15 protein-coding genes and 1 pseudogene are annotated in these 16,883 nt (G+C 66.7%); 6 read left to right on the forward strand and 10 right to left on the reverse strand.

From position 1 onward, the window contains the following. Positions 1 to 36 precede the first annotated feature (36 nt). Positions 37 to 471 (forward strand): VOC family protein, encoded by a 435-nt coding sequence (locus H7F38_RS11605; RefSeq protein ID WP_187094190.1) that lies wholly within the window; start codon positions 37 to 39, stop codon positions 469 to 471. A 45-nt stretch (positions 472 to 516) separates the two neighbouring features. On the opposite strand, the gene H7F38_RS11610 is transcribed toward H7F38_RS11605, so the two are convergent. Further along, positions 517 to 2,223, reverse strand: coding sequence for a CocE/NonD family hydrolase (locus H7F38_RS11610; protein WP_187094191.1), 1,707 nt, complete (start codon positions 2,221 to 2,223; stop codon positions 517 to 519). On the opposite strand from H7F38_RS11610, the gene H7F38_RS11615 reads away from it, so the two are divergent. Beyond that, complete coding sequence (locus tag H7F38_RS11615; protein ID WP_187094192.1) at positions 2,210 to 2,527, forward strand: hypothetical protein; 318 nt, start codon at positions 2,210 to 2,212, stop codon at positions 2,525 to 2,527. The two genes, H7F38_RS11610 and H7F38_RS11615, sit on opposite strands and share 14 nt — an antisense overlap. A gap of 71 nt (positions 2,528 to 2,598) precedes the next feature. Here H7F38_RS11615 and H7F38_RS11620 read toward each other — a convergent pair whose 3' ends face one another. From H7F38_RS11620 to H7F38_RS11645, 6 genes are all read right to left on the reverse strand, one after another. Continuing rightward, entirely contained in the window at positions 2,599 to 3,588 is a 990-nt protein-coding gene (locus tag H7F38_RS11620) for an acetylxylan esterase (RefSeq protein WP_187094193.1), read from the reverse strand. 320 nt (positions 3,589 to 3,908) lie between these two features. Continuing rightward, a complete protein-coding gene (locus H7F38_RS11625) occupies positions 3,909 to 4,775 on the reverse strand; it encodes a CPBP family intramembrane glutamic endopeptidase (RefSeq protein ID WP_187094194.1) in 867 nt (288 codons plus the stop codon). Then, on the reverse strand, positions 4,772 to 6,265 hold the full coding sequence (locus H7F38_RS11630) for a DUF4389 domain-containing protein (protein WP_187094195.1): 1,494 nt from the start codon (positions 6,263 to 6,265) through the stop codon (positions 4,772 to 4,774). Before H7F38_RS11630 ends, H7F38_RS11625 begins: the two co-directional genes overlap by 4 nt. Beyond that, positions 6,262 to 7,023 (reverse strand): SRPBCC family protein, encoded by a 762-nt coding sequence (locus tag H7F38_RS11635; protein ID WP_187094196.1) that lies wholly within the window; start codon positions 7,021 to 7,023, stop codon positions 6,262 to 6,264. Before H7F38_RS11635 ends, H7F38_RS11630 begins: the two co-directional genes overlap by 4 nt. A 343-nt stretch (positions 7,024 to 7,366) precedes the next feature. Next, positions 7,367 to 7,639, reverse strand: a complete 273-nt coding sequence (locus H7F38_RS11640) for a hypothetical protein (protein ID WP_187094197.1) — start codon at positions 7,637 to 7,639, stop codon at positions 7,367 to 7,369. A gap of 40 nt (positions 7,640 to 7,679) precedes the next feature. After that, positions 7,680 to 8,114 carry an Hsp20/alpha crystallin family protein gene (locus H7F38_RS11645; RefSeq protein ID WP_187094198.1) on the reverse strand — a complete coding sequence of 145 codons (435 nt, stop codon included), beginning with the start codon at positions 8,112 to 8,114 and terminating at the stop codon, positions 7,680 to 7,682. 150 nt (positions 8,115 to 8,264) lie between these two features. On the opposite strand from H7F38_RS11645, the gene H7F38_RS11650 reads away from it, so the two are divergent. The 3 genes and pseudogenes from H7F38_RS11650 to H7F38_RS11660 all read left to right on the forward strand — a co-directional run bounded on the left by H7F38_RS11650 (position 8,265) and on the right by H7F38_RS11660 (position 13,599). Next, positions 8,265 to 8,540 (forward strand): MerR family transcriptional regulator, encoded by a 276-nt coding sequence (locus tag H7F38_RS11650; protein WP_370531365.1) that lies wholly within the window; start codon positions 8,265 to 8,267, stop codon positions 8,538 to 8,540. A 545-nt stretch (positions 8,541 to 9,085) separates the two neighbouring features. Continuing rightward, positions 9,086 to 10,329 (forward strand): annotated as a pseudogene (locus H7F38_RS11655) (ISL3 family transposase). Positions 10,330 to 10,437: 108 nt separating this feature from the next. Next, positions 10,438 to 13,599 (forward strand): alpha-L-rhamnosidase N-terminal domain-containing protein, encoded by a 3,162-nt coding sequence (locus tag H7F38_RS11660; RefSeq protein ID WP_187094199.1) that lies wholly within the window; start codon positions 10,438 to 10,440, stop codon positions 13,597 to 13,599. A 35-nt stretch (positions 13,600 to 13,634) separates the two neighbouring features. Here H7F38_RS11660 and H7F38_RS11665 read toward each other — a convergent pair whose 3' ends face one another. Next, positions 13,635 to 14,039, reverse strand: coding sequence for a hypothetical protein (locus H7F38_RS11665; RefSeq protein ID WP_187094200.1), 405 nt, complete (start codon positions 14,037 to 14,039; stop codon positions 13,635 to 13,637). A 172-nt stretch (positions 14,040 to 14,211) separates the two neighbouring features. Further along, positions 14,212 to 14,457: a hypothetical protein gene (locus tag H7F38_RS11670; RefSeq protein WP_187094201.1), complete on the reverse strand. Its 246-nt coding sequence runs from the start codon at positions 14,455 to 14,457 to the stop codon at positions 14,212 to 14,214. 65 nt (positions 14,458 to 14,522) lie between these two features. On the opposite strand from H7F38_RS11670, the gene H7F38_RS11675 reads away from it, so the two are divergent. Next, positions 14,523 to 15,002 (forward strand): hypothetical protein, encoded by a 480-nt coding sequence (locus H7F38_RS11675; protein ID WP_187094202.1) that lies wholly within the window; start codon positions 14,523 to 14,525, stop codon positions 15,000 to 15,002. A gap of 438 nt (positions 15,003 to 15,440) precedes the next feature. Here H7F38_RS11675 and H7F38_RS11680 read toward each other — a convergent pair whose 3' ends face one another. Continuing rightward, positions 15,441 to 16,811: a GNAT family N-acetyltransferase gene (locus tag H7F38_RS11680; protein ID WP_187094203.1), complete on the reverse strand. Its 1,371-nt coding sequence runs from the start codon at positions 16,809 to 16,811 to the stop codon at positions 15,441 to 15,443. Positions 16,812 to 16,883 lie beyond the last annotated feature (72 nt).

The raw sequence follows: 16,883 nt of genomic DNA on the forward strand, positions 1-16,883 counted from the left end.
GTCGCACCGACTGATTCGGAAGAAGGAGAACCACAGGTGAGCGAGGACGAGAACAATGGACGCGAGTGGCCGAGCCGGGTAGAGGCGATCACGCTGTTCGTCGATGACCTGTTCGCGACAGCGGACTTCTACCAGCAGGTCTTCGGCCTGCCCATCATGTTCAGCGACGACGACTCAGCAGTGTTCGACTTCGGCAACCTGCTGGTGAACCTCCTGAAGGACACCCAAGCCGAGGAGTTGATCGGGCCGGCACCGGTGGCGGCAGTCGATGCCGGCTCCCGGTTCCAGTTCACCGTCCCGGTCCGGGACGTGGACACCTCGTGTGTCGAACTGGGCCGACGGGGTGTCACCCTGATCAACGGCCCGATGGACCGCCCCTGGGGTATCCGTACGGCGGCCTTCCGCGATCCGGGCGGTCACGTCTGGGAGATCGCCGGCCCGGTCGCCGCCACGGAATCTCCGCAGGTCTGACCGGTCCTGACCCGCGCCCGAGCCGGGTCCCGACCGGACTGATCGTCAGCCGGAACTGACCGGCAGGCTCAACGAGCCGGTCGATCCAATGGTGAGCTGCTCGCCGTCCGGCGGCAGGAAGCTGTAGGTATCACCGGTGGTCAGCAGCAGCCCGATTCGATGGCCGGCCGGAATCTGCAGGTCCATCGGCGTCATCGGCAGGGCCGCGGTCAGCCAGGTGCGTTGGGTGATCGCGGTTCGAGCCGTCCGGTTCGGCGTCAGACCCAGATCCAGTACGCCGGAGGAGACCACGCCCCAGCTGCTCGCCCGGATGGGCAGGGTGAGTTTCGGATAGCAGGCGCTGTCACGACCCGCGCTCTGCCCCCAGCAGTCCTGTCCGCCGGCCGGAACCAGGTTTCCGTCGAGATCGTCGGTGGTGGCGACCCGATTGCCGGGACCGTAGTCGACGACGATCGCCTCCACCTGCGCCCGGGAACCGACCACCTGCACCGGCAGGGTCACCTGTGGTCGGCCGGACAGACGCAGCGGGGCCGTCAGCGGAGAGGTCAGCAGAAGGAATCGCTGTCGAGGTCCTGACGGTGTGCCTACCGGTTGGTAGAAGGGGTCGGTCAGGTCGTCGGCGCGGTCGATGCTCAGCGCGGCAGGCGCGGTGATCGTCGAGAGCGCTTGGGGTGCAAAACTAGTCGGCACCCCGGGCTGGAGCCCGTCAGCATTGAACCGGAAGAGTCGAGGCGCAGCAGAGGTGGGCCACGAGGGCTGGTCACGCCACGACAGGTCGGCGTTCTGCACCGTCACCGGCGCGGCTGCATCGATGCCGGTGGGCAACTCCAGCAGGTAGCGGTCGAACCACGCATGCAGGGCGTTCACCCATTGGACCCGGCGCAGGTCGAACGGATCTGCATGGCCACCCTGGGTGAGCCACAGTTTGCGCGGGATCTTGCGGCTGCCCAACGACTCCCACAGCTTCAAGGATTGATCGGCGGGTGCCACCAGGTCGCGCAACCCGGTCACGATGAACGTTGCGGCCCGCCACCTGGGAACGGATTCCAGGACGTTGCGGTCGCGGAAGTACTGGTTGTAGACCACGCCGCCGACGTTCTCCTGCGTCGTGAGAGCGGCGTTGAACGGTGCGCACGCCGGATTGAAGCCGCGCTGCGTTCCGTCCACCTGCGGAAGGAAGGTGAACGGTTCGGCGCGCGCGGTGGCGTTGAGCGGGAACACGTCGACCAGTCCTTCGATGGAGACCACGGTCTTGAGGGCCGGGTGCCCGGTGGCCGCCGCACTGAGTGCATCAGCGCCGTCGGCGGACTTGCCGATCATCCCGACCCGGCCCGACGACCAGCTTGCCGACAACGGTTTCCCCGCATCGGATGTCGCAGGACGCGACCCGCTCAACCAGTCGAGCACGGCGCCGACCGCTGCTCGATCGTCGGGCCCGTAGAAATCGCCGCATCCGGTGGACCGGCCCTGGCCCGGGGCGTCCATCGCGGCGAAGGCGTACCCGCGGGGAACGAAGTAGTTGTCGTAGAACAGCGGCATGCCGACGACCAGACCAGCGGCGTTCCGTACTTTCACCTGGCTCAGCGACCCACGGCCGGAGCCGTCGTAGTACGGCGATTCCTCCATGATCACGGGCACCCGGCCCGAGGTTCGGGGCCGGACGATGTCGAGGGAGATGACGTCGTCCTTGCCGTCCCGATCGAGATCGCGTCCGAGGCCGATCATCACGTGTTCCCGGATGGCGTCTGCCAACCGGTACTTCTCGGCCGACACCGCCACCGTCGGCGGCCTGGTGGGGGTCGCGGACGCTGTGGAGCCGGAATCCGCGACGGCAGGTGAGGTCGGGGGTGGTACCGACGACGTGCTGGACACCCCCGGCGCGCCGGACCCTGCGATGCTCGGACCTGATCCTGTCGAACTGGGAAGCCCCGTCGCCGACACCGATGTCGCAGATGACGTGTCCGAAGCTGCATCCGGCGAACCGGTGCACCCGGTCAGCAGAACCCCCACCAGCAGGACCATCCACCGTTTCCGGTTGGTGATGATCATGGGTTGATCTAAGCAGGCGCCAGCCGCGTCTGCGCAGTGGGCCGGCGGCTGTCGAGCATCTCTAGCAATCGCGCCGAGTCAGTCCCGGGAGCCGTCCAACAGCGCACGCACGAACGCCAGCTGGTCCTGCACCTGGAACGGTCCGCCGCCCTCGTGGCCGTTGTAGGGGTACACGGAGATCTGCTTGTCCGGATGGGACCAGTTGTTGTAGGCGGCGAAGACGGTGGACGGCGGGCAGATCTGGTCCATCAGGGCGGCCGAGAACAGGGTCGGCGCGGAGGCCCGGGCGGCGAAGTGCACGCCGTCGAAATAGGACAGCGTGTGGAACGCATTCTCGATACCGCCCCGATGGGCCGAGCAGTACTCCGCGATTTCCAGATAGGGCCGCGCGTCGGTGATCTCGGTGCCTCGCCGCATGTGGCAGAGGAACGGGACATCCGGCATCGCGCCGAGCAGACCGGGGACCAGGCCGGCGACCGCGATCGTGATCCCACCGCCCTGGCTGACGCCGGCGACCACGATCCGCTGCGCATCCAGCAGTGGGTGCTCGGTGACCACCTCGGTCGCGCGGACCGCGTCGGTGAACACCCGCCGGTAGTAGTAGGCCTGCGGGGATTCGATGCCCATCGTCATGAAACCGGGGGAGTGCGGACCGACCGGCCCGGGATGGTCGCTGGTGGCCCCCACGCTGAACGTCGCCGACCCCTGGCTGCGGGTGTCGACGATGAGGTGGGCGTATCCGGCGGCGGCCCACACCAGGTGGTCGTGCGGGAACCCCCGACCGCCGGAGTAGCCGATGTATTCCACGACGGTCGGTAGGGGAGTCGTTGTGCCGCTGGGCATCACCAGCCAGGCGGCGATCCGCTGGCCGCCCCAACCGGCGAAGCTGACGTCGAAGACGTCGACGAGCGGGAGCCCGGCGTCCACCGCGGTGAAGGTGGGGGACAGGGGGAATTCCCTGGCCTCGGCGAGGGTCAGCCCCCAGAACGCGTCGAAGTCCTCGGGCGGCACCAGGCCGGCCTCGTACTCGCGAAGATCCTTCAGTGCCAGGTCGAACTGAACTGCCATGCCTTCGATCCGCCTATCGTCGTCGTGGTCCTGACGGCCACCTTAGGCCACCCGCAGCAGGGCGCGAATGGCCGCGTCCAGGGCATCGACCGACAGTCGAGTTCAGAGCTGGTGGAGGCCGATACATCACAGCGCACCACTCGCCCGGATCCGGCGACAGCAGGCGGCCATTCACCATGGCTCGTCCAACCGCGCTCGGATTCACCGTCGTGCATCCGCCTCACGCTGTCCCGCGCTGTTCATCGTGGCGGTCAGGTGGGCCGGCGCGAATATCGCTCTGCTGCCGGAGCAACCAGCCGCCTGACCGTGAAAATTGTTCACTACTGCGAACTCTGCGGAATGAGTACCGACGGACGACCTCGCCGCCGAGCAGACAGTTCGGCACCCACGAGGACGACTGCTTGGACCATGACCACCGTACTGACGACCGCTGCTACGAGGTCGCTTGCAGCCGCTGTCGCGGTGACCATGTCGAAGCCGGCGTGCCAGACCGCGACGAGGGCGATGCTGCCGCCGGATCGGTTGTACAGCCAGCCCAGCACGATCGATCCGGCCATCAGCCCGAGCAGCCAACCGACGACCGTACCTGCTGTGAAGGTGCGGAAGTTGTCGATCACGAGGAACATCGGCAGATGCCAGCCGGCCCAGATCAGTGAGAGCACCAGCATCGCTCTCAACGGCGACAGTCGCCGCTGCAGGGCCGGGAGGGCGAAACCGCGCCACCCGGTTTCCTCGCCGAAGCCGTTGACCAGGAGTACCACCGCGGCGACGCCGATGACGCCGAGACTCAAGGGCAGGCCGCTCATCTGAGCGAAGTCAGCCGTTCCGGGCAGCTGCCGACCTGCGATCCTGTCTGCTATCAACGCCACCCCGAGCAGGAGCAGCGGGCTGACGGCCCAGGCCCACCATCGCAGGGCCACGTTGATCCGGACCATGCTCGTCAACAGTCGACGCAAACTACCCGACCGTGCCGCCACCAGGACGGCGGCTACCATCGGCCCGAGCAACGCCGGGAAATGGGTCGGCCACCCGTGGCCCTGCTGGACCACCAGTCCTGCCAGGGCCAAAGGCAACAACCACAGCCAACTCAGTCCGTAGGCCAGCAGTATGTAGGCCAGGAGATCCTCGTCCGGACGCCTCGGGGAGTGATGGTGGGAGCTCACCGCGGGCGCGGACGCGTCGGTCACGGCCCACCTCGGCTACCTACCGGTTCCGGGGTGCGGGGGTCGGCGGGCCCGACGCTGAGCTGCCACGGCGGCGGGATGGTCGGTTCGGTCCCGCCCTGGTCGAGGCGGAACGGCGGGTACTGGTCGGTCATCAGCGCCGCGTAGGCGATGACCCGGTAGATCCAGCGGTTCATCCCGACGATCAGGTCGTAGAGCGACCGTGGGTACCGACCGGTGAACAGCAGCACGCAACCGGCAACGACGACGAGCAGTCCGAGCACGCCTCCGCCCCCGATCGGGCCGAGGGCGAACCGGTCACCGCCCACGGAACTCCACCCGAACCAATTGCCGACCATCAGCGAGAGGATCAGGTAGTGCGGAATGGCCAGCAGCCACCATTTGACGAGCACCAGACCGCGGGAAAGTCTGGCCGGGTAGGCGATGTCCAGCACGACGGGGTAGGCCGGGGCACTGCCCAGGGTGAACGGCGGGTACTGGTCGGTGCCGATACCGCCGGCGAACGCGTAATAGGAAACGCGGCACGTCCAGCGCAGCACGCCGCGGTTGAAGTCGAACAACGATCGTGGGTAGGCGCCGGTGAGCAGGATCGCGAATCCGGCGATCGCGGTGACCACGACGAAGGCCGGCCACAGGACGCTCAGGATGAGAAAATGGGGGATGGCCAGGATCCATTTGACCAACCACCGCCACCGGGACAGCCCCGGGTCCAGCCGGGCGGTCAGCACCACGGGGTGATCGCCGGTCGCCAGGTTGCGCGGACGGCCTGCGCGACGCACGGCCCCCCAGGGAGCGCCCGTCTGCCCTTCCTCAGAGGGATGTCGCCGGTTGCCCGACGCGCCCGCGATGATCAGGCCGATGGCGCCGCCCGTGATCAGCAGGCCGAGTCCCAGCAGGATCACGGCCAGCGGTAGCAGGGCGGGTGCCTTCACCCCGAAGGTCGCGCCGGCGAGGATTCCGGCGGATCCGTCGGCGTTCATCACCACCATCTCCCACTGGCCACCAGTGACGGTGTAGTGAAGTTCCTGCGGGCCGGTTCCGCTGACTTTCGTGATCCAGAACGTCTGGGCCGTCGGCGCTGTCGTGGCGGCGGTCCCGGCGCCGTGGCGGTAGACGGGTGTGGCGCCGGCGGTCAACGAGGTGACCTCGTCGTGGGCCACGCCCCCGAGATAGGCGTCCACCTCGGCGGCCGGTCCGACGCCGACGAAGATCTGGCGCCCGGGATCGGTCGCGGTGACGCGCAGCCGGATGTCGGTGCGCACCGAATCGGTCAGCCAGTTCGGGGTACCGAGATCCGCGGTGACGGCGGGATCCCGCGCGGTGATCGCCGCGGTCGGAGAGCGCAGACCAGATACCGACAGCGAGAAGTAGCCCGCAGCATCACGACCGAAGGCGTACCCCATCCCCAGACCGCCCCCGCCCAGCAGTAGACCTATGCCTGGCAGCAGTAGTAGGCAGCCCACGATCAGAGCGAGAATTCGACCTGGTCTCATCGCACTGCATCCCTCATTTCGTGCTCGACGAGCTCGTTGCTCTGCGGGCCAACGGAAATGGACGGTGCGGGGACCGTCTGCTCGGCACGCTTCTTGATTCCGCGGAGCATCCGAACGCTCATCACACAGCTGACCAGCTCGGCCGGCTGCACGATCAACCCTGCCCACCGGCGGGTGTACCAGTAGCGTTCGCGGACGACCAGCCGACTGGTCCCGTCCGGCGCGGACCGGATGACGAAGGCCCAGGTGAAGTCGTACGGGGTCGGAATCGGACCCATCGGAATGCTGCCGCGCAGGACGAGGGCCCGGCCGGGCTCCACGGTGGCCACGGAAAGTGGAACCTGCGGCGCCAGGTTGATCTCGTGGCCGACCGCGACGTCCTGCCAGTCGGAGTGGACGCGGTCCGCGCTGTGGATGTCGCAGCGGACGAGGTTCTCCAGGACGTCGTAGCTGTAGAACCCGCCCCGGGCCTGCCCGAGTTGGGCGATCCACGGCCAGATATCCTCCGCTGCAGCCTGAATGAAAATGGCCCGGGTGACGACGACATCCGCAACCGGCAAAAACTCGTCACCGGGCAGCCCCAGCACGCCCTCGACGTCGGTGGCCCCCCACCGGAGGTATCGCCGTCGGATCAACGCCGCGGCCAGCACCGCACCGCTCGCCGTGGCCAGGCGCGTCGGCTTCCACTGCGTGCGACCGGGTTCGGACCCCAGCACACCGTTGACGATGGAGACAAAAGCGATGATGACGTTCGTCATGAGCGCAGGGCCTTCCCATGGTCGCGGAGAAAGGTCATCCGCGCTGGACGAGCTCCGTTGACCAATTCTTCGTCCATCCCCGCGATCGCGGCAGAGGCGAAGGTCCCCGTCGGCGAGGGTCGAGCGTCAGTGGTCGAGCGTCAGTGGTCGAGCGTCGGTGCGGGCGAGCGCGCACGGGACAGCACGGCGATGTACCGGCAAGCGAAGAGCCGGTCCCGGGGCTCGGAGGGTAAACCCTCCTGGGCACCGGAACCGGCTCCTGGTGAGTGAATGATCATCTGGTGTTCAAGAATCGCGCGATCGACTGCCTCCTTCGCTCGAGTCGGTCAGGATGTCGGAGCGGTCACCGCCCGGCGACGCAAGGCGGTGAGCGCTCCCGGCCGGAGTCCCGGCCCGGGCCCGCCGTGGTCCCCACCGAGATCCTCCGACGGAGGGGGGTCCGTCGCCGCGGCAGGTTCGAACCCGGCTGTCGGCGGCAGCCAGTGGAGGTCGTCCGCGACTGCTCGGGCGCCGGCCATTCGGCGGCGATCATCGCCTCGAACTCCGCCCGCACCAGTTCGTCGTCGAGCCACAGCCCGAGAAATACCCCTGTCTCAGCGATCTCGTCTCTGGTCATCTGACTCACCTGTCCGGGTCGGCCTGTCACGAAGCCGGGATCAGGCGTCGACGAGTGGCCGGTCCTGCTGCGCCGGCTGGTCGATCCGGATCTTGCGCGGCTTGGCCTTCTCGGCCACCGGGATACGCAACGTGAGGACCCCGCCGTCGTAGGCGGCGCGCACCCGATCGGTGTCCAGCGTGTCACCCAGGATCAGCTGCCGGCTGAACACCCCCCGCGGGCGCTCCGCAGCGACGAATTCGCGGTCACCCTGCGCCGGTGTGCGTTCCGCCCTCACGGTCAGCACGTTGCGCTCCACGTCCAGATCGATCGAATCCGGGTCGACCCCGGGCAGATCGAACTCGACGACGAACTCGTGGCCCTCCCGCCACGCATCCATCGGCATGGCCGACGGGCGGGCCAGTGTGCCGGGTGTTCCGAAGACCTGCTGGCTCAGCCGGTCGAACTCCCGGAACGGATCAGTGCGCATCAGCATTGGTTCCACCTCCACAGACAGTCAAATTGGTCGATGCCCTATCCGTCATCACCGGTCCTGATGTGTAGTCCCGGTGATAGGTTTTTTATAGCAGCGGCCGCGCTGTCGCCGCAAGTGTGAACATCATGAGAGGAACATGAGTTGGCCGACCTGCCCTCAGCTGACGATGCGAGAGGTATCTACGGCATCTCCGTCGCCGCCGAGCTCACCGCCATCGGCGTGCAGAACATCCGTTCCTACGAACGGCGCGGCCTCCTCGAGCCTGCCCGTACCACCGGCGGGACCCGTCGCTACAGCAACGACGACCTGACGCGCCTCCGACGAATCAGGGACCTGCTGGCCGGTGGCCTCAACCTGGCGGGCATCATCCTCGTCCTGCAACTGGAACTCGAGAATGCCGACCTACGGGCACAACTGGACAGATGACGCCAGGTCCGCGCGCGTCGATCCGCATCGCGGTCGGTGACGGCCGGCTCCCTGATCGCCAGCAGGCCGGACACCTTCGTCGCGTCGGCCGGCTTTTCGGTGCCGCAGTCTTCGGCCAGGTCCGCCCGGACGCCGGTGACGGAGGCGCCTTGCGGTGCGGCCAGGTTCGTCCACCCATTCACCCGGCTACCTCGGCACCCGCCAGGATCTCAGAGAAGTGCGGGTTCGGTCCCTTCGACGGGGTATTACCCCTCCCAAGGGACCGAATCGCCCGGGCCATTGCTGAATTTTAAGTGGCCCTGGTGGAATCGAGTCGGGTTGATCCGACTTGTCCCATTTCATCCGCCAACAACAGGTGTCACATTCTTTCAAGTGAAGGTCAAATGCTTTCACTTCGCAGAACGGTTGACATCTGGTCGACATATGGAGGAAATTAGGCTCTTGTGACGTTCTCGTGGGCGTCTTGACCCCTGGTTGTGGGCGACACACCGTGCCCGGTATAGCTTCTGGATTATCTAGAAACAGTCACTATCCAGGAGCACGGTGTGCGCGGTGTAACGATATGGCGAAAGCTGCTCGGTGTCGAGCAACTGCAGGTGCTGGACATGGAGTGGGAGGGGGCCGCCGGCCAGCAGGTGCTGGTCGTCTCGGTGCGTGCGACGAAGGGCGCCCGGAGCAGGTGCAGTCGATGCCGACGTAGATGCCGGGCTATGACCAGGGCGGTGGGATTCGTCGGTGGCGGTCGCTGGACTGGGGGTCAACGATGGTGTTCCTGCAGGCTGCGGCCCCGCGGGTGAGTTGCCAGAGGCACGGGGTGGTGGTCGCCGCGGTGCCGTGGGCCCGACCCGGCGCGCGGGCAACCCGAGCGTTTGAAGACCAGTGCGCGTGGTTGGCGGCGCACACCGCTTCGTCGGTGGTGGCGCAGTTGATGCGGACGTCGTGGCGGCACGTGAGCGCAATCATCGAGCACGTCGTCGCCGACGGTTTGGCCGGCCGGGACGTGCTCGCGGGGCTGCAGCGGATCGGCATCGATGAAATCTCCCACCGCAAAGGCCAGCGGTATCTGACGTGCGTGGTCGATCAAGACTCCGGCAGATTGGTGTGGGCCGCACCGGGCCGCAACAGCGACACCCTGGGTCGGTTCTTCGACCAACTCGGCCCAGAACGGGCGGCGGCGTTGACGCACGTCTCGGCCGACGGGGCGCAGTGGATCCACGACACCGTGACGGCCCGCGCGCCGCAGGCGGTGCTGGGATTGGATCCGTTTCATATCGTGGGGTGGGCCACCCGGGAGTTGGACAAGGTCCGTCGTCAGACGTGGAACACGCTGCGGGGTAGGAGTAGCTCTGCGCAGGCGTCGTCGGTGAAGGGCAGCCGCTGGGCATTGCTGAAAAACCCGGCGGACCTGTCCCCGGAGCAACGCGGGTCGGTCGCCTCGATCGCCCAGACCAACCGGCATCTGTATCGGGCGTATCTGCTGAAGGAGCAACTGCGCGCGGTGTTCCAGGTCAAGGGCCAGGGCGGCCGTGAACTGCTGGCCGGGTGGATCGCCTGGGCCCGCCGCTCCCAACTGCCCGGGTTCATCGCCTTGGCAAAGACGTTGAAGCGGTTCCAGCAGCTGATCTGGAACACCCTGATCCACCAGATGAGCAACGCTCAGTCCGAGGCCACCAACACTCACCTACGGGCCTTGACCCGCCGGTCCTACGGCTTTCACAGCCCAGAAGCGTTGATAGCCATGGCGATGCTTACCAGAGGCGGGTTATGCCCGCCGCTACCAGGCCGCTAACTGGCCCACGAAAACGTCAGGAGACCCGGAAATTAGCGGTCACAAGCACACCCGGGGGTTCGACGTGCCGTTCAGCGGATCGCCATTCTTGGAACGAAAAGAGCCTTCATGACGCTGCAGAAAACTTCTCCGTCCCGCCGCATCCACTCCCGGTCGAACTATTCCCGGCGGTTTCGTTCCCGGCCCACGGGTATGGCGGTCGCGGCGGCAGTGATGGTGCTGCTGGCCGGCGTGGTGCTGCCCGCAGGGCAGGCGTCGGGTGGTCTGCCGGCGGCCGCATCGAGCAGGACACATGATCGGGCCCCCGGCGCACCCAAGGCCCTCACCGTCAACGACCGCACCGATCCGCTGGCCGTGCAGGGTGTCCCGCAGTTCGGCTGGCAGCCGACGGACCCGGATGGCCACGAGGTTCAGTCGGCGTACCAGCTGCGCGTCGTCGACGGGAGCAGGCACGTGGTGTGGGATTCGGGCCAGGTCGCGTCTTCGGCACAGAGCTGGCTCGGGTACGCCGGACCGGCCCTCGCCCCGGGCGCCACGTACCAGTGGTCGGTACGCACCTGGGACCGCAGCGGCCTGGGCTCACCGTGGGCCACCGCGCGGTTCGACACCGGTCTGACCGATCAGGACTGGTCGGGCGCGCAGTGGATCCGCCGCACCCCCGCCGCCGGAAACGACTCCGCGAACGACTACACCCTGGCCCGCAGCACTCTCGCGGTCACTTCCGGGAGTCCCGTGGTCAGGGCCCGGGCCTACGTCGCCGCGATGGGCGACTGGCAACTGGACGTGAACGGCACCGCGGTCGACAAGACCTCTTCGGCGGGCTATCCGGGCGAGGGTTCCTACGACGTCTCCGATCTCACCGCGCTGGCCAAGGCGGGCAAGTCCCTGGCCATCGGAGTGGCCTACCACTACTGGACCTGCACGTGCCAGGGACGCGCGAACGGCCCGATCGCCGGCGAGGGTCCATCGGGACTGCTGGTCAAGATCGTCGTGCAGCACGCGGACGGGACCACCCAGACCTTGGTGTCCGACGGATCCTGGAAGGTCGCGCAGAACGCCGCCGAGCAGATCAGCACGTTGACCTACCGCAACAGCGACTCCGGTGACCGGGTCGAGTACATCGACGCCTCGAAAGCCCTCACCGGGTGGGACGCGCCGGGCTACGACGCCAGTTCTTGGGCGAACCCGCAGGTCATCGGCCCACAGCCCCGTCCGGCCGCGGCCAGTTGCGCGGCGTACAAGGGCGCCTCGTCACCGTGCACCTTCACGCACCTGGTCGCACAGGAAGCCCACCTCAGCACCCAGGTGATCCATCCGGTCAGCGTCCTGCGCGAACCCGACGGCACCGTCTTCGCGGACTTCGGCAAGGTCTACTCGAGCGTCCCGTCGGTGGCGCTGAGCCACGGCGTCGCCGGGCGGGCGATCACCATGACCACCAGCTACCGCGAGGCCAACACGACCCTGTCGAGCGCCACCTCCCGCGGAACTCGATCCATCCTGCTGGCGTCGGTGGCCGACCTGCACATCGGCGACCGGATCACCGTTGATGCGCCGGCCGACGGATACGGCGCCGGGCACCCGGAAACCTCGGTGGTGAAGGCGCTCTCGGGCACCACGGTCACGGTCGCGTCCCCACTGCGCGCGGCTCACGCCGCCGGCGTCTGGGTCGAGAACTCCCGCGCCGGCACCTCAAAACTGGACACCCAGGGCAGCAACATGCGTTTCTACTACACCGAAGCCGCCGGCGCGCAGACCGCCCAGCCCAGCAAGTACTGGGGCTGGCGCTACCTGGAGATCAGCGATCCGGGCCAGAAGCTGACGGCAAAGGACATCAGCGCCGTCGTCCAGAACACCGACGCTCCGCACGCCGCCACGTTCAACAGCAGCAACACCACCCTGAATTCGGTGTTCACCCTGATGCAACGGTCGGCGCTGCAGTCCGCGCAGGACACCTTTCTCGATGCCCCCACCCGGGAGAAAGGGCAGTTCCTCGGCGACGCCGTCGACGAATCCTTCGCCACCATGTCGTCCCTGGACGAGCGGTCGCTGACGCGGCAGGCGATCGTCGATTTCATCAATTCGCAGAACCGCTACTGGGCCAACGGTGCCATGAATGCCGTCTACCCCAACGGCGACGCCAAGCGCGACATCCCTGACTACACCGAGATGTTCCCGGAATGGGTGATGCGCTACTACCAGCAGTCCGGCGACGCCACCTTGCTCGCGACGGCCTACCCGGCCATGAAGAAGGTCGCCGACTACATCGACAGCGCCATCAACGCCAAGGGTCTGGTGTACCAGCTGCCCGGCGGTTCCGGTCCGTACCAGTACGGAATCATCGACTGGCCCTCGGACATGCGGTTCAACACCGTCGTCAATGGCAACGGCGCCGAGCTGGTCGTCAACGCCCTCGCGGTGGGTGCCAACCGGTCCGTCTCCGATGCCGCTGCCGCACTCTCGCAGCACACCGATTCGCTGCACTACCGCCAGAGCGCCGACTCGCTGAGCAACGCCATCACCGGGCAGCTTCGCAACGCCACGACGGGGTTGTATTCGGACGGACTCGCCACCGACACGCTGGCCCGTCTCGAGAACTACTCGGAACACGCCCAGACCTACGCGGTGGACTACGGAATTGCCGACCCCACCGAGTACCCCACCCTGGGCCGGACGATCGCCGCCGACGGGATGCAGCAGGGTCCGATGGACCTGCGTCAGCTGGAACTGGCGCTGGGGGCCACCGGCCAGACCTCGGCACTGGTGTCGCTGCTGACCGACCCGTCGCACATCGGGCCGGCGCAGATCCTGGCCGAAGGCGGAACCTTCATGTGGGAGAACTGGAATCCTGGATGCACGGTGGCCGGCTGCACCGGAGCGCAGGTCAATCAGGCTGACAGCACCAGCCTCTCGCACGGCTGGGGCGCCGCCGGCATCAACGGAATCCTGGAGTCGCTACTCGGGATCACCGTGACCGGGGCCGGCACGTCCACGGTGCAGATCGCCCCGCCGGCGACGGGATTGACCAAGGCGGCCGGGACTGAATGGACCGAACGCGGACCGTTCACCGTCAACTGGCGGCACGTCGGGCACACCTTCACCCTCGATGTCACTGCACCGGACAACGTCTCGCTCGACATCGTGCTGCCCACCACCGCCAGGGCGCACTACGCCACCGGCGGGGCCGGCGATCCGCAACTGGTGCAGGTCTCCGGCGGCAGCGCCCACTTCACCGCCGGGTCCGGGACCAGTCATGTCACCGTCACCGGCTGACGGGCGCCATTGCACCAGCAGTACGGCTGCACCTGTCAGGAAGCAGGAGATCTGAACACCAATCTGTCGTCAGGATCCCAGATGTGCTCCCTGCTGCTGCAGCGATAGCCCCGGAGCCAGAGCCGGCCCGCGATGACCCGCAGGTAGAAACCTTTCGGATAGTCCTCAACGACTTGGAGAGGAGCTGCAGCGATGGTGAGCGATCCCGAAGGCGCGCGGCCGTTCGACATCACCGAGTCGGGCGCTGTGGCCTGAGACCGCAGCGCCAGTCGGAGGTAGGGGCCGGTGGTCGGTGGGCAGAGTTGCAAACCCCGTTCCTGCGCCGCCTCGAAGATCTGTGGAAGAAGGGCGCCGCCCACGAGGCCCAGATCGCCGACAGAACGCTCGATGACCGTGACCGAATCAGGTTTCGGACAATCGAAGATGGCATCGTCGAGCAACGTCGATGCCGTCTCGTTGAGGTGAATTCGTCCTTGTCGGAGCGACTCCAGCAAACGATGTCGAGGCAGGTGGCCCACATCGATGGTGACCGGGTCGACGAGGGTGCGCTGATTCATCTCCTCATGATCGCCGATGCGCGACGGCCCGCTCGCCGTGTTGCCCTGGCTGAATTCAGCGGGGAGCGAGCTTCTCCCTCATGATGGCCGTGCTCTGTTCCCAGACCTTCGCGTCGAGGCGGACGGCGACGACCGTGTTTTCCACGCGGGCGGTACGGATGCGCAGGCCGTCGGCCCGGGCCAGCGATCGAATCTCCCGACGGATTGCGCCGGCCTCGTCCTCGGCGGAGATGCTCCGTGCGGACTGCTCGGACCGGACGCATTCGGCGTACATCTGCGCCGCTATGTCGTGCACCGTCATGGCCTCAGAATAGCTCCGATTGCGTTCGCGGGCACGGCTGCTCATCAGCGGATAGGGTCTGGGAGATGGAACCAGCACCGTCCGTCCCGATCGGTTTCGTCGCGCGCACGGAGCAGACCTTGGAACCCACGCCGTCGGTGGGCGGGTACCTGACGGGCGCCGCCGTCACCGTCGTGCTGGGCAGTGTTCTGATCGCCGCAATCGTGTTCATGGCCACCGAGAACATCTTCTCCGTCTCCGGCTTCCTGGCTGTCACCGGGATCGTCGGAATGGTGGCGGCTCTGGCTGCGCTGATACTCGGCTTTCCATTGATCGTGCTGGCGCATTTCCGGCTGCGCGGCGTCAGGCCGCAATGGATTCACGTGGCGGTGTTCGCCGGTATCGGAGCCGTCGTCGGCCTGCTCGCTGTCGCCGTGGTGCTGAACGGGTACTACACCGCGGGTGTCTCGGCTTCGATGGTCACGGTGGTGGCTTTCGCGGCCGCGGTCGGGCGATGGTGTGTGAGCGCGCGACGCTGGCGGGAACCTTTCCCCTTCGATCGCTGAGGACCTCAGCTTCGCCGCCGGATTACCAAGGAAAGTTGGTCTGCTCCGACTGTCGAAGGGCGTCATCAGGCCGACCAGGATCGCGGGCGACGACCTCGAGGTCGTCCGTCGGCTGCGGTCGTGGTTCGGCGAGGACCAGTTCGCGGGACTTCTGGCCGGCGATGCGGTGTCGTCATTGATCGCCTTCGGCCCCCAGACGAAGGACGAGTGGGGAGCACGCATCTTTCCGGGGCTCGATCGTTGGTCGGTGGACGATCGGCCCATGACGGAGCGAGATGTCGTTCTCTCCCTCCACCGCGAGAGCGCGTTGTTGACGGCGCTCGATCTGATCAAAACCGATGGGACAACGGGAGTGCTGGCCCGTCGTCGACTTCGTTGCTCGTGCGCGCTACGTCGCTCGCGGCCTATTGGCCCCGCCGAAACCGGTAGGAGATCTGCTCAGGCCCTGTTGCCGCTTCCAATGTGCTCCGAGCGCAGGATTCCCATGAGCACGATGTCCTCGTACGCGCCTCGGACCCACGCGTGCTCGCGCAGCCGGCCCTCGATGACGAACCCCGCCTTCTCGTAGGCCCGAATCGCGCGCACGTTCGATGCGATCGCCTGCAGATGGATCCGGCGGAGGTTGCAGCGGACAAAACTGAATTCGACCAGCTGGGAGATCGCGGCCGTCCCGATGCCCCGTCCCCGGGCGTCGGGCACCAAGGCGATCCCGGCCTCGGCATGGCGGGCGAACGAGTCGATGTTGAACAGTGACACGCTGCCCACGGCAGCGCCGCCGACGTCGACGACGAAGGTCATGTCCTTCTGGGACGCATCACGCTCCGGGCGCGCCAGCCGCGCGTCGAACTGCTCTCTGGTCAGCGGCGCCGGTGCCTGCGGGCTTCGCTCCTCCCAGGTGTCCAGATCGGCGGCGATGCTGAACAGGACATCGAGGTCTTCGGCTGTGCGCGCTCGCAGCGACACGGTGGGCAGGTCCGACATAGTGAGCACCGTAGCGTTGGACGCGGGCGTCGGCACACCGGTTTGGGTGTGCTTGCGCTCCCTTGATTCAAGGGTCGCGGTGATCAGCGCTCCGCAGGCGTCACCGGATCGCGGGCATGACCGCCTCGATGCGGCAGAGGAGCGTAGGTGAAACGGCGCTTCTGGATTGACCCTTTCTGCCACCAAGGTGAAATCGACCGCTTCCGATCGAAGGCGGTGGACGTCATCGACGAGCCAATCCGGGATGTATCCGACGGGGTCGCCCCCGTGCACATCGATGAGAACGGCACGGCAGTTGACCGGGTTGGACGGTTCGTCGCGCAGCTTCAGCTCACGACCTACTTCGAGTGCCCGTAAACGCGCGTCTGCGCCCTCGACGTGTCCGATTCCCGATGCCAGAAATCTGCTGACCACATGGCCATCGTCCGACGAGCTGAGGCCGTCGACGATGTGCAAGGTGTCAGTCGCACGGGGACCGCCAGTACGAAGTAGTACTTCGACAGGCGTGTCACTGCCATCGACCTCCAGCATGATCCAGCGCCGAAAATCCACGTAGCAAGGTCTGGATGAGGACATCAACCGGTTTTGGAAGAACGCAGGCAGAATGTTCGAGCCATAGACCTTCTCAAGGTCGGGGAACTGCACCAACGGGCTGAAATCGGGGTCGTATGCAGCGGGGAGATATCGGATGCTGAAGTGACCGTCCACCAGAGCGTCCAGTTCGCCAATACGGACCAACCGTCGGTGGAGCGGATTCTGCCAGGTCAACAGGAGTCTCCTGGAGGTCTCGACGCCAATCGCGTGGCGTTCATCGATCCCGGTCGCCATCAACCATCCTCCTCTGGTTCAGTCGCAGCAGCTGCTTGCAGATGTAGCTCCGACCACCGACAGTGCGGCTCT

Origin of the sequence: Nakamurella sp. PAMC28650 (genome assembly GCF_014303395.1) — a bacterium.
GTDB lineage: Bacteria > Actinomycetota > Actinomycetes > Mycobacteriales > Nakamurellaceae > Nakamurella.